The following is a 14,063-nucleotide window of genomic DNA, read 5'->3' as shown; positions in this document are numbered from 1 at the left end:
CATTGAGTTCGGTTACAAATGTTAAATGTTGCGATTTAACCCGACAAAAATAGGCTCAAACCTTAATAAAATCATAAGATTTTGATGATGAAGTTTATCATTTCATTTAATTTAAAACGTTTCTAAATAAATTAAGCTTCAAACTCACAGATAATCAATATTTAGCTTGTATTTCAAAATTTGTAAAACTAATTTCCCTTTTTAAATTTTTGAATCGGTGGAATTATTTTCTTCTTAATATATTTGTATTTCATTTCAACCAGAAGTTATGCGCAGATACTTTCTTTTTATTCTAATTATTGCCGGGATTCAATCTTTCGCTCAAACAGATGCCGGACAAGCCTCTACCTGGATTTTGAATGACAGTATCAGTGGTGGTAAACTATCTATCGAACTGGACGGTCGATTGGAAAATCTTTTAAAAAGCAAGGAACAAGCTGTATGTAAAAAGAATGTATATGTTCCGCCAAAAAAACTTTCTCCTGCCGACAAATGTGCGACCCAACAGAAAATTATGGGTTATAAAATTCAAATTTTCTATACCAAAGACAGAGCTACTGCCGACAAGGTTAAAAATGATTTTGCGAAACAACATCCCAACCTTACGCCTGAACTGATTTACGCAAGCCCCGACTGGAGAATTCTTGTGGGTGATTATTTTACACGTCAGTCAGCTAATTCTGATTTAAGAAGAATTCAGCGAACTTATCCGGCTGCATTTGCAGTTCAGTGGCGCGTTTGGTGTAGAAAAGCGATTTAAATTTTGATGCTTTAATAAGTTAATTTTTCTTAATAAGATACTTCTACTTTTATTTTTCCGTTTCATAGAGGAAACTGAATGATTATGCAGATTAAATTATCGGCAATTGCCTTTTTATTTTCCGGATTTTTGTTGGCCCAGTCCAATGTTGTCACTTCTGAATACGGAAATCTGACCATCGAATGGGAAAAATCTTTGGAAGAATTAATGGAGGAAAAAGAAAACGAAGTTTGTCCCGCTACCGTAAGCCTGCCGGAACCTAAACCCGAATTCTGCCGTGGCGCAAGAATTCAGGTTTTTTACAGTAAAAACCGCTCTGAAGCCGAAGCAAAATTAAAAGAACTCAAATCGCTTTTTCCGGGTGAATTTTCAAACCTGGAATACATTTCCCCGGATTACAAAATCAAATTAGGTCATTTCGAATCAAGAGAGTCTGCGCAAACTATGTTAAACAGAGCGCGACGGGCATTTCCATCCTCACTCATCGTGGAAGAAACAATCCGTTGCAGTCTGATTGATTAATTTTCCCGCAGATTTCGCGGAATTCCGCTGATCATTTTTCAATATCTCCCCTAAACCCCTAAGGTTGGAATTAAAAATTCAATCACTCAAATCACACGATTCAGTGCTTGATAAATTTTTGCGCGCATTTCTGTCAGCAACATGATTTTTTCCAGTTGTTCATTTCGTACTTCACCGGTAATATCCTCCTTTTTCAGAATTTCTGAATATTCTTTGATTACATCCTCCAGATAAAAGGTTTTATAGCGCAAAATCGTATCGGTAATGTCTTTTGAAATATTTTCTTCTTTTGGTTTGATGTGAATATTCAGCTTTTTGCTCCAGTTTTCACTCAGCGAATATTTCTCCATCATCGCCTCAGAAGCTACTTCTGTTTTTCCTTCGTCAAAAAGTCTGACAAAAAATGTACCTGTGCGAAGTTCTTCCTGCTCAAATCCAAGCTTTACATCTTCCAAAATCGACTGATAAAGTTGATTGTTTAATTTTAAATCATTGGCTTCAAACTGATTGATGATTTCTTCGATTACAGTTGTCTGATAATTTTCTCCTTCATCATCCTTTAATTCAACAATCAAATCACCATACTGCAATAGCAAACGGACTATTTCTTCCTCCACTACTTCGCGCGGATTTACCGCAATCACCACATCTTTCACTACTTCCATTTGAGCGGAAGTTGTTTCATTTTGCCTTTTTTCGCGGTCTTCTTTTTGTTTTCGCTGAAGGTTTTGCCCTAATTCTTTAAACAAAACTTCTTCGCGGACATCCATGATTTTGGAAGTTTCCTGAATGTATAATTCACGTTGAATCACATTGGGAATCAAAGAAATACTATGGATTATATCACGAATCAACTCTGCTTTTTTTACCGGGCTGTCTTTGGCTTCTTCGAGTAAAATTCCGGCTTTGAAACGGATGAAATCCGTTGCATTTTCTGCAATGTATTTTTGAATTTCTTCTGAAGAATGTTTCTGTGCAAAAGAGTCGGGATCATCCCCTTCGGGAAACAATAAAACCTTGACGTTTAATTCCTGTTCCAAAATCAAATCTATTCCCCGGAATGAAGCTCTGATTCCTGCCGCATCTCCATCGTAAAGAATGATCACATTGGGCGTAAGCCTTTTGATCAATCGAATCTGATCGGGCGTAAGCGCCGTTCCCGAACTCGAGACCACATTTTCAATTCCAGCCTGATGAAGTGAAATCACATCTGTATAGCCTTCGACTAACAAGCATTCATTTTCCTTTAAAATCGCTTGTTTGGACTGAAAAATTCCATAAAGAATTTTGCTTTTATGGTAAATTTCGGATTCAGGCGAATTCAGGTATTTTGCCGCTTTGACATCACTTCGTAAAATCCGTCCGCCAAATCCGAGAACTCGTCCTGAAAAGCTGTGAATCGGAAAAATTACCCGTTCACGGAAACGGTCAATTCCAAAATCGCTGTCTTTGTAAATCGATAAACCCGAAGCTTCCAAAATGTTTTTACCGTAGCCTTTTTTTTCTGCTGCTTCCGTAAAAGCATTTCGTTTGGCAGGCGAATAACCAAGTTCAAATTTCTCAATCGTTTGTTTCGTAAATCCTCTTTCCTTGAAATATGCAAGTCCGATATTTTGCCCTTCTTCGGTTTCGTGTAATTGTTCTACGAAATATTTTTTGGCGAATTCCGAAACGATGAATAAACTCTCGCGTTGTTTGAGTTCTTCCTTTTGTTCATCGGTCTGCTCACGGTCTTCCTCGATTTCAATATTGTATTTTTTGGCCAACCAACGAAGCGCTTCGGGATAAGTAAATTGTTCGTGTTCCATCAAAAAGGTCACGACATTTCCACCTTTACCGGTGGAGAAATCTTTCCAAATCTGTTTGGCAGGCGAAACCATAAAGGATGGCGTTTTCTCATCAGCAAATGGGGAAAGACCTTTGAGATTACTTCCCGAGCGTTTCAAACTGACGAAATCACCAATTACCTCTTCCACCCTTGCGGTAGAAAAAATTGCATCTATGGTCTGTCTTGAAATCATGCGGTAAAAATAATTAATTTAAAAATGGTTTTCGGATTAATTCCAAATTCAAAAAAGGATTTGAATGAATTGAGTCAGGAACAGTTCTTGCTGGTTGTGAAGCATTCCATTATGAATCAAACTTTTGCCGAAAAAATTATTGCTTTTAATCAAACTTTGAAATTTACAGGGAAATTGCCTCCCGGATTTCAGGTAATGAATCCTTTTGCCGATAATCCCGAAACGATGAAAGTAATGTCGGAATTTTATGGGAAATATTATGATGACCTGAATCAGCGGAAATTCATTATCGGAATCAATCCAAGTCGCCACGGAGCCGGCGTCACAGGCATTCCGTTTACTGATACTAAACGACTCGAAGCGGTTTGTGGCATCCAGATGAATTCGGCAAAAACGCATGAAATTTCATCGGTTTTCATGTACGAAATGATGGAAGAATACGGCGGTGTTGATTTGTTTTATCGGAAATTCTTTATCAATTCTCCTTTTCCGTTGGCCATTGTGCAAAAAACCAAAGGGAAATGGTTGAATGCTAATTATTATGACAACAAAGCATTGTTTCAGTCAGTGAAAAATTATATGGTTGATGTTTTGCAAACCTTTATTTCATTTGGATTGGATACTTCCGAAGTATTTGTTTTGGGCAATAAAAATTCGGTGTTTATCCATCAATTGAATCAGGAAAATAATTTGTTTGAAAAAATGACGGTTTTGGAACATCCGCGTTACATTCAACAATATAAATCCAAGGAAAAGCAAATTTATCTCGACAAATACATTTTGGCATTTGAAAATGAAACTTAAAATTTGAAAAATGGAATTTGCTCAAAAAACAATTTTCACCATCGGACACTCGACCCATAGTGCCGAATTATTTCTAAAAATGTTGAAATCCCAAGGGATCAAAGTACTTGTGGACATTCGTCGTTTTCCCGGTTCGCGGAATTATCCGTATTTCAATCGTGAAAATCTGAAAGAGTTTCTTGAGAATCAGGGAATTTCCTATGAACATTTCGAAGAATTGGGTGGAAGAAGAAAAATTCAAAAAGATTCCAAAAATCACCGATGGAAAAACGCTTCTTTTCGGGCTTATGCCGATTTTATGGAAACGCCGGAATTTCAATACGGCATTGAGAAATTAGAAGAAATCGCATTGGAAAATCCTACCGCTTATATGTGTTCAGAAGCTGTTTGGTGGCGTTGTCATCGTTCGTTGGTTTCGGATTATCTGAAAGCTTCGGGCTGGAATGTAATCCACATTATGGCCGTGGACAAAACCGAAGAACATCCTTTTACTTCCCCGGCGCGTGTGGTGGATGGAAAAGTTTTTTATTCGGATGAGAATTTATTTGAATGAAAATATACTTATAAAAGCCATCCCACTGTTCATTTGGTTCATTGTCAACATTTTTGTCAACACCTAAAACAGTAGTTAATGCAAAGTGATTTCTACATTTGGTTAGAAACAAATTAATATCAAACACATGAGAAATTTTTATCTGATTCTGTTGATTTTATTCACTGTTTACGGATTAAATGCACAACAGCCGTTAGTGAAAAAGCTGAATGAGATTTCGGAACCTGCCGTTCCAAATTTAGAAGAAACAAACAGAATTGACAATGCAGAAGATTTGGGTTTTTATGAGAAAACTTATCAGGGCGTAAATGCTCCGCGCCAAAGCGTGACCGATTTGCAGGGAAACACCTACATCACAGGAACTTCTTCCCATATCGATGCGCCACAAGGAAATATACTGACGATTAAATACGATGCTGCCGGTAATTTAATTTGGGAAAAAAGAGAAGAAAACAGCGATTTTGTAGTGGAAATCGGGTTTGCCATTACGCTTGACGAGGAAAATAACCCAATCATTACGGGGATCAAATGGAATGGCGACAATATGGATATCCTTACTGTGAAATATGACAAAATCACAGGAGAAACCATTTGGAGTTCTGTTTTTGACGCAGGATTTAGCGGATTGGATTATCCGCAAAGCATTACCACCGATTTTGAAAACAACATAATTGTTGGTGGAATGAGTTATTCCGTGAATTCAAACGGAGCTGAAGGAGTCGGATATTTAACTTTAAAATATAATTCCGAAGGTGATTTAATTTGGAGTGCCTTGGATGAAAACGATATAGAAGAAGTTTGGATTGAACCTTACAATGTAACAACGGATTCGGTTGGAAATGTTGCGATTACAGGATTTGGATCCGATGAAAATTTGTACAAAGTTTATTATACCATTAAATATGATTCGGACGGAGAATTAATCTGGAAGAATAAATATATGTACGATGACAATGGGAATCCCACCAATAATACAGCATCTGATGTGGAGTTTGACGAAGCAGGAAATTGCTACGTTACCGGAACTTTTGCTGATGGTTCGGGAAGTAGTTTAATGGGAACGATTAAATATTCTCCTACCGGCGAACTTTTGTGGGTGAAATCTTATCAGTCCGGGAATCACATTACATTGGGATATCATATTGGAATAAACGAAGACGCGGTATATGTAGCGGGTATGCACCGGGAATATGACCAGAGCGGCGGAAGCATCCTGATTGCTTATTCCCCTGAAGATGGAACTGAAAACTGGATTCAGGAAACCAACAACTTACAGATTACAGGCGATAACATCGGCACATTCGTTCAGTTTCTTTTGGCCGATTCCCAACCGGTTATTTCGGTTTGGGGACTAAGAGATTTCAATAACACGGTGGAAGTAAGAAAATACAACACTGATGGTTCTTTGGCTTTAGAAAAAACTTATACCAAAGAATCAGTGGATACATATTCCTTGGCGGGCTCTATTGGACTGGGCATTGATGAAAACGAAGCAATTTATTTAAGTTTAAGTCCAAGATACACAGAATTTGGCGAGGTTTACGAACTGATTAAATTTCAGGACAATCCGGAAATTCCCGTTTGGGAAAAACGCTATGAAAATATGGGTGGCGGAAACATCACCCTGCTGGATAGCCAACCCGGACCTGATGGTTCAATGACGGCGATTGGTTACCATGGTTTTGTGAATGAAGATCTGAATTTCATGTTCAAATATCTTGTAATTCATTATAATTCCAATGGAGAAATTGCGTGGGAAAAATTGTATAGTCCAGAGGACGGATATGTTGCAAACCGGATTTCGGTAAATATTGACGAAACAGGAAATAGCTATGTTTTGCTCACGCCAAGTCCTTACGACCTCGAAACACTTATAACGGTTCAGAAAATTTCACCTACCGGAGAAGTTTTATGGGAAGCGCAAAAAGAAATGATTTTCCCTGAAGGCTATATTCAGCCTATGGTTGACAACGAGGGAAATGTTTACATCGCAGGTACAGCGCACGAATCTTCGGATCTTTATCAACCTTATTTCAACGTGATAAAATTCAATTCGCAAGGAGAAGAACAATGGAACCAATTTATTTCGGCCCGGGACGGCGACAACCTTTTCCAAATCAGTGCGGGAGAATTTGACCCAACCGGAAATCTTGTTTTCACCGGCCATTCAGGTGTAGGTTCATTTTTCTCTCAAGCCACAGATGTCGCAGTTTTTCAAATTTCCCAAAGCGGAAACCTCAATTGGATGGAATTCTTCCCCATTGGCGGATGGAATTCTGGGGCAACGGATTTAGCTATCCAAAATGATAATATTTACCTAAGTGCTTGGAAAGAAAATCAGTCCGAAATGAATTTAGGCGAAATGGTAATTCTAAAATATAATTCCGCAGGTGAAAATATCTGGGACAAAACTTATAGTGAAACAGGTCGGAGAATCCGTTCCTACGAAATCCAGACAAATTCTTCAGGAAACATTATCCTAACCGGGTTCAGTAATCATATTTCGACCATGATCAACCGCGTAATCGTTTTGAATTATGATGCCCAAGGCGAATTGGTTTGGAACAAATCCTCTGATGATTTACAATATTACCGCGATATGTACATTGATAATGCCGACAATATTTATGTGTTAAATCAGGAATATTCATCAACGCATCCCAAAAGAATCTATTATTCGCTCGGTCCTTTTACCACTGCGACACTGATGAAAATTTCAGCCGATGGCGAAATGGAAACAGAAGATTTCATAGGAGACGAACTATCGCCCTTGAATCCCGTAAGTCTGGTTCCTTTCGCGGATGGAAGATTATTAATTTCCACCGAAATGTCAAACGAAATGGACCATTTTGCAGGAATTAAATTCTTTGAAACCGAACACAAAGTTTTGGGAGCTGATGACCCCATTGATCATCTAACAGGCAATTGGCTGGGACAAAATTATCCGAATCCCGCAAAGAGCATCACTTCCATTCCATTTGGGATTGAAAGTTCAGGGAATGTGGAAATTAATCTTTATGATGTTCAGGGGAAATTCATACGAACTTTAGTAAAAGGAAATTATCCGGCAGGTACGCATTCTGCTGAAATTAATCTTTCGGGACTTCCAAAAGGAATTTATTTCTATCAATTAAATTCACAGAAATTTGTCCAATCCAAGAAGCTCATCGTTAAATAAAAGTTGAATTCTAAAGACCGCGAAATGCGGTCTTTTTTTTATATAACCTTAAAATTATTTTCAATTTTCTTGAAGCCGGCTGCGTTTTTGGCTGCATCTTCCGTTGCTTCCTGTTTCAGAATGCCAAAAGATTTCCCGTTTAAGCGAAAAGTATAAATTGTGCCTCTGTGATGCAAACCAAATAAATCAAATTCAAAATCGGTAGCCAATGCGTTAATTTCCGCAAATTTGGTTTCATAGAATTCCGAAAAATTAATTTCGGCTTGGTTGTTAAAACTACTGTAAAATTGTTCCTGAAATATTGCCAAAAAAGCACTTTCCTCCAAATCTACATTGATCCAGGTAATGGCTACCAAACCGCTTTCATCTTCGCCTGTTTTTTCAAGTGCCAAATAGTATCCGTCGCCATCCATTGGATCCTGTTCAGACATTTCCCAGTCATTTTCCCATTTGATGGAAACACCCTCGTAAGAAAATTCACTGTTTTGAGAATACGACTGCGCAAAAAGCAGAACTGAAGATAAAATACTGAAAATTAGTTTCATATAATAAGCTTTAATGAGTTTTCAAGTGTAAGTGATATAAATATCCTTTGACATGAACTGCAATTTTACAATAAAATTAAAAGCGTCCAAGATTTATTTTCTGTAATTAAAAAGAGAGTTTTCATTATATTTCGCATAGGCTAATTTCAAATGAACTAATTTTATCATCATGTTTAAATTCAGGAAAGTATATTGGATTTTTTGGATGTTAATAATTGGCTGTCAAAGCAAAGAGCAGAAACCTACGCTTTCAAAATCCGATGTTGAATCAGAACAATATAATTTTCCGGTACCCGAGAAAGATGCAGACATCGATGATTTAAACAATTATGCGACTTCACAATGGGGAAAAGGAAATTATAAAGAAGCGCTAAATTACTTTTCTATAGCCTACCAGAAAGCCAAGGACGAAAAAGATGAAACCCGCATTGCGAATATTCTCAACAATACCGGTTTGGTTCATTGGCGTTTGGGCGACAATCTTGCAGCAATGGAATCCTATCGCGAATCCAATCGACTCGCCCAAAAACTAGGACTGAAAAGACTCACGGGTTTAACTTATACCAATATATCTCTGATACAGAAAGAAGAAAGTGATTTTGAAAATGCAATAGAAAACAATACCAAAGCCATAAAAATCTTTCAGGAATTAAATTCCAGAAGAGATCTTGCAATAGCATATAATAATCATGGTCAAATCTTCAAGAACCAATATAAAAATGATTCCGCTCTGACCAATTACCTCAAAGCCATCCAGATTTACAATCATATAGATTACAAAGACGGAATGGCCGCGACTTATTATAATTTGGCCGAAATTTATACGCGTCAGCAAGAGAAACAAAAAGCAGTGATTGCTGCCGATAAAAGTCTTGAATCAGGACTAGAAAGCCAAAGTAAAGTGCGAATCAGCGAGGCGTACAGAAAACTGGCCGAAACTTATGAGTTTTTCAGTGAAGCGGATTCCGCATTGAAATACCATAAAAAGTATGCGGAATTTGAAAAAGAAATCCTGGTAGCCAACCAGTCCGAAAAGTTAATTGAAGAACAGGCAAAACTTGGAAATGAAGTCAAAAATCTGCGGATTCAGAATCTGGAAAAAGAAAAAATCATTGCCCAAAATCGGTTGTGGTTCATCTTGATTTCAATTCTGATTATTTTACTGATTTTATCTCTGATTGTGTACCGTCGGATTTCACTCATTCAAATGAAAGAAAAAGAATTAGCCCTGGAACTTGAAAATTCCCAGAAAATTCTTTCGGTTAAAAAGAAAGAATTACGAAATTATATTGTGGATTTATCCCAAAAAAATCAATTGATAAATGAGCTTCAGCAAAAAAAATCATTTGAATCAGACAAAAATGAAATTCAGGTTGCTCAGCTTTTAAATCAGAAAATCCTGACCGATGAAGATTGGGAGAAGTTCAAGGAAAAGTTCAGCGGAATTTATCCGGAATTCCTCCCGAAACTCATTATGCTAAAAACTTCTCTTACCGAAGCCGAAATCAGGTTATTAGTATTATTGCGTCTGAAACTTTCAGGTAAAGAGATGGCTTCAACGCTTGGCATTTCACCTCAAAGTGTACGGGTCACCAAAATGCGTCTCAAAAAGAAATTACAGGAAGAAAATTACGAATCAGTTGAAGATTTCCTCGCAGAACTTTGATCAAGCCTGCAAAAGATATAGCAACAACACCGTTGGAATTAAATAAATCACAATGGTTTGGGCGCCAGCATAATCCTTTGCAAGTCTTTGGCCCAGAAATAACATCAAGAATGTGATGGCCGAAAGAATTCCGCTGATAAGGGCAAATAAATTTCCTTCGCAAGTAATCAGCGAAACCGCTCCCACAACAGCTGAAAGTCCCGAAATGATTTCAAAAACCGTTACCGTGAAAAGCGAAAACGGAACTATATTCTTCAAAGGAGAATTGGCGAAATGACCTTTTAGCCAACTTAGATTTCCTTTTCTGTCCACAATTTTATCAATTCCAGACTGAAGAAAAACGATGGCGAGCATAATGAGAATAAAGATTTCCGCTAAATGTTCCATTATCTATATTTTTTAGATTTCCCCAAATTTAAGGGATTTAAAACTAATTGCTTAATTCGACCCTCACAAAAAAAACCGGACACTTTCGAATCCGGTTTTATACTATTTCAAGAATTATTTCTTTCTTTTTTTCATTTGCTCTTGTTGCTTTTGAGCTTCTTGTGCCTGCTCCATCAATTGTTGCATTTTAGAGCCCCATTTGCTTTGCTTTTTGGGTTTGGCTTTGTTTTCCTGAATTTTTGCATGGATTTTCTTGTCGTCAATCATCACATTTTTAATGAACATCACGATTCCGATGTTAATCACGTTGGAAACAAGATAATACCAGGAAAGTCCAGATGCGTAGCTGTTCAGGAATACGAAGAAGAATACCGGCATCAAGTACATCATCCATTTCATCATTCGCATATCAGGCATTCCTTCTTGTGGCGGCTGGTTGAAGCTGTCCATCGAACCGGAAACGCGGAAGTATACGACCATCGCAATGATGTAAGAAAGCGCCAGAATACTCAAATGTCCATCCATGAAAGGAACCCAGTCCGGAAGTGTAATCGGTGAGTCATACGCCGTCAAGTCTTCTGCCCAAAGGAAAGATTGACCTCTCAGGTCGATGATGTTCGGGAAGAATCGGAACAATGCATAGAAAATTGGAATTTGAATCAAGGCTGGCAAACATCCCGAAAGCGGATTTACACCGGCTTTCCGATACAATTCCATCGTCGATTGCTGACGCTTCATTGCATTGTCTTTTCCTTTGTGTTTTTCGTTGATTTCATTTAACTCAGGACGTAAAATACGCATCATCGCACTCTGGCGATATTGTTTGTACATAATAGGTGAAAGCACCAGTTTCACTACAATGGTCATCCAAAAAATAACCCAACCATAATTCATCCCCAAGGAAGCAATCCATTGGAAAACGTTCAGGAAGAAATGTTTGTTGATCCACCCCAGAAATCCCCAACCAAATGGAATGATTTCGTCAAAATCGGTTCCTTTGTATTGGTTTTTCGATAATAATTTATAATCCAAAGGAACAAAATCCCATTGCATTTTGTAATTCAATTCGCTACCTGAAATCGGCATCGAAGCCGCGAAGCGGTAATCTTTACTGTGCGAAGGATCTACTTCCTGATCAATTACAGTTGAACCGCCCACCGGATTTTGAAAACCTTCGTCAAAAGAAAGAATGGATGAGAAAAACTGTTGCTTAAATGCAATCCAGTCAATGCTTTCTTTTTCCGACCATTCATCTGCACCAAAAAGTTCATACTCCACATCATTGGTTCCTTTGAAACGGTAATAAGTTTGCGCCCAATAATGTTCTTGTTGCTTTCCTTTTTCAAGCGAAGAAGCTTTCAGGTTCCAGTCAACCGAAATATTTTTATCGTTTGTAATCTGATGAATTCCCTGGGATTTTACTTCAAATCCAATTGTATAATCCGTTCCGACCGTATAAACAAAATCAAGCTTCCCACCATCTACAGGAGCTGTCATGGTTATAATCGTTACCGAATCGGATTTCTGAACCGAAGGAGAAAATGCGAGCTGTGATGTATGAATTTCACGTCCGGATTTATCTTTGAACTTCAGGTTAAATTCATTGTTGCCATCTTTAATCAGATACAAAGGCATTTTATGGTCTTCTGAATTTTCTTCAAAAGCCGAATATTCTTTCAGTAATAATTCTGAAATCATACCGCCTTTTCCGGCAAATTTCACTTTGAATTTGGAATTTTCCGCTTCAAAATCTTTGGCTTCTGCCACTAAAACGGTAGAATCAGATGTCGTGGAAATCTGACCGTTTGACTGAACAGCCGCTACAGTATCTTTTTGGCTTTCAGCCTTTTCTCTTGCTAATTGTTCTTGCTTTGCTCTTTCCTTTAATTCTTCCTCAGATGGTTGACTGATATAAAAATACCCCAATAATAAAGCCCCCATAAGGATGAAGGCCACCAAGGTGTTTTTATCAAATTTTCTTTCTTGTTGCATGAATCAGTTCGTTTTGTTTTTGCATTAAAGCGGCTTCAATAAATTTCACAAACAACGGATGCGGACTCGCAACCGTACTTCTGTATTCAGGATGAAATTGTACGCCTATATAAAAAGGTAAGTTTTTGTATTCAAGTATTTCGACCAATCCGGTATCGGGATTTTTCCCGACCGGCATGAATTGTTCGTTTTCGAAATTTTCAAGATACTCATTGTTGAATTCATAACGGTGACGGTGACGCTCCTCAATGATTTCTTCACCATAAACTTTATAAACTTCTGAATTCTTATCGAGCTGACATTTCCAGTTCCCAAGCCTCATGGTTCCGCCTTTGTGGGTCACGTTTTTCTGGCCTTCCATTAAATTGATAACCGGATTGGTTGTCTGGCCGTTGATTTCGGTTGTATCGGCATCTTCAAATCCCAATACATTTCGGGCAAATTCAATGGTCATAATCTGCATTCCCAGACAAATCCCGAAAGTTGGGATTTTGTTTCTTCTCGCATAATTGGCTGCTATAATTTTCCCGTCAATTCCTCTGTCTCCAAATCCGGGTGCAATCAAAATTCCGTCCACTCCTTTTAACTTCTCACCGATGTTTTCTTCGGTCAGATCTCCTGAATAAACCCAACGGATTTTCACGCCCGTATTGGCTGCAGCACCAGCGTGTGTAAACGCTTCTGAAATGGATTTATAAGAATCCTGAAGCGAAGTATATTTTCCAACCAAAGCAATTTCTACCTGATTGGCCGGATTTTTATGTCGGTCTAAAAAGTTTTTCCATCTGTCTAATTCCGGCTGCTGATCAGTTGGCAGATCAAGTGTTTCCAAAACAACTTCGTCAAATTTCTGATCGTGTAGCAAAAGTGGAACATCATAAATGGATTCTGCATCGATACATTCGATTACATTGCCTTTTTTCACGTTGCAGAAAAGTGCAAGTTTCTCACGTACATCTTTTGGCAGATGATGTTCAGTGCGCGTTACCAGAACATCTGCTCTGATTCCGCTTTCCATTAACAATCGTACGGAATGTTGTGTTGGTTTTGTTTTGAGTTCGCCGCTTGCGGCTAAATAAGGAACCAATGTCAAATGGATAACCATTGAGTTTTTTTCTCCTAAATCCCAGATCATCTGACGAACGCTCTCAATGTAAGGAAGTGACTCGATATCGCCTACAGTTCCACCGATTTCGGTAATGATAATGTCGTATTTACCACTGCTTCCCAGCAATTTGATTCTTCTTTTGATTTCATTGGTAATATGCGGAATGATCTGCACCGTTTTACCTAAATAGTCTCCTCTTCTCTCCTTTTCTATTACCGTTTGGTAAATTCGCCCGGTTGTAACACTGTTGGCCTGTGAAGTAGCACGGTTCAAGAAACGTTCGTAATGACCAAGGTCAAGATCGGTTTCTGCGCCGTCTTCTGTGACATAACATTCCCCATGTTCATATGGGTTTAAAGTTCCGGGATCAACATTCAGGTAGGGATCGAGCTTTTGTATGGTGACCGAATATCCTCTTGCCTGCAAAAGCATACCAAGCGAAGAAGCGACAATTCCTTTACCGAGTGAAGAAGTTACACCACCGGTAACAAAGATGTATTTTGCAGATTCTGGTTTCATTGACTTAT

General features: G+C 38.2%; 11 protein-coding genes. 6 read left to right on the top strand and 5 right to left on the bottom strand.

The features are described 5' to 3' along the window. The first annotated feature begins 268 nt into the window (after nt 1-268). Together WBF63_RS06485 and WBF63_RS06480 are read left to right on the top strand one after the other, a co-directional pair. On the top strand, nt 269-760 hold the full coding sequence (locus tag WBF63_RS06485) for an SPOR domain-containing protein (protein WP_424368897.1): 492 nt from the start codon (nt 269-271) through the stop codon (nt 758-760). 84 nt (nt 761-844) lie between these two features. After that, entirely contained in the window at nt 845-1,282 is a 438-nt protein-coding gene (locus WBF63_RS06480) for an SPOR domain-containing protein (protein WP_424368896.1), read from the top strand. Nucleotides 1,283-1,368: 86 nt separating this feature from the next. Here the strand turns inward: WBF63_RS06480 and dnaG are convergent, their stop codons facing one another. Beyond that, nucleotides 1,369-3,303 carry a DNA primase gene (gene dnaG, locus WBF63_RS06475; protein WP_424368895.1) on the bottom strand — a complete coding sequence of 645 codons (1,935 nt, stop codon included), beginning with the start codon at nt 3,301-3,303 and terminating at the stop codon, nt 1,369-1,371. A gap of 111 nt (nt 3,304-3,414) precedes the next feature. On the opposite strand from dnaG, the gene WBF63_RS06470 reads away from it, so the two are divergent. The 3 genes from WBF63_RS06470 (at nt 3,415) to WBF63_RS06460 (ending at nt 7,838) form a co-directional block, all read left to right on the top strand. Further along, a complete protein-coding gene (locus tag WBF63_RS06470) occupies nt 3,415-4,107 on the top strand; it encodes an SMUG2 DNA glycosylase family protein (protein ID WP_424368921.1) in 693 nt (230 codons plus the stop codon). A 10-nt stretch (nt 4,108-4,117) separates the two neighbouring features. Further along, nucleotides 4,118-4,660: a DUF488 family protein gene (locus WBF63_RS06465; protein ID WP_424368894.1), complete on the top strand. Its 543-nt coding sequence runs from the start codon at nt 4,118-4,120 to the stop codon at nt 4,658-4,660. A 127-nt stretch (nt 4,661-4,787) separates the two neighbouring features. Then, entirely contained in the window at nt 4,788-7,838 is a 3,051-nt protein-coding gene (locus tag WBF63_RS06460) for a T9SS type A sorting domain-containing protein (protein WP_424368893.1), read from the top strand. Between the two features lie 38 nt (nt 7,839-7,876). Here WBF63_RS06460 and WBF63_RS06455 read toward each other — a convergent pair whose 3' ends face one another. Beyond that, a complete protein-coding gene (locus tag WBF63_RS06455) occupies nt 7,877-8,383 on the bottom strand; it encodes a hypothetical protein (protein WP_424368892.1) in 507 nt (168 codons plus the stop codon). 169 nt (nt 8,384-8,552) lie between these two features. Between WBF63_RS06455 and WBF63_RS06450 the strand changes: the two genes are divergently transcribed. Beyond that, nucleotides 8,553-10,049, top strand: coding sequence for a tetratricopeptide repeat protein (locus WBF63_RS06450; protein WP_424368891.1), 1,497 nt, complete (start codon nt 8,553-8,555; stop codon nt 10,047-10,049). Here the strand turns inward: WBF63_RS06450 and WBF63_RS06445 are convergent, their stop codons facing one another. The 3 genes from WBF63_RS06445 to WBF63_RS06435 form a co-directional block, all read right to left on the bottom strand. After that, on the bottom strand, nt 10,050-10,436 hold the full coding sequence (locus WBF63_RS06445) for a DoxX family protein (protein ID WP_424368890.1): 387 nt from the start codon (nt 10,434-10,436) through the stop codon (nt 10,050-10,052). Nucleotides 10,437-10,550: 114 nt separating this feature from the next. Continuing rightward, nucleotides 10,551-12,428, bottom strand: coding sequence for a membrane protein insertase YidC (gene yidC / locus WBF63_RS06440; protein ID WP_424368889.1), 1,878 nt, complete (start codon nt 12,426-12,428; stop codon nt 10,551-10,553). Then, nucleotides 12,406-14,055, bottom strand: a complete 1,650-nt coding sequence (locus WBF63_RS06435) for a CTP synthase (RefSeq protein ID WP_424368888.1) — start codon at nt 14,053-14,055, stop codon at nt 12,406-12,408. The genes yidC and WBF63_RS06435 overlap by 23 nt, the downstream gene beginning before the upstream one ends. Between the last annotated feature and the right edge of the window lie 8 nt (nt 14,056-14,063).

It is taken from the genome of Moheibacter sp., assembly GCF_049672845.1.
Lineage (GTDB): Bacteria > Bacteroidota > Bacteroidia > Flavobacteriales > Weeksellaceae > Moheibacter.
This window is presented reverse-complemented; position numbering and strand designations above follow the sequence as displayed.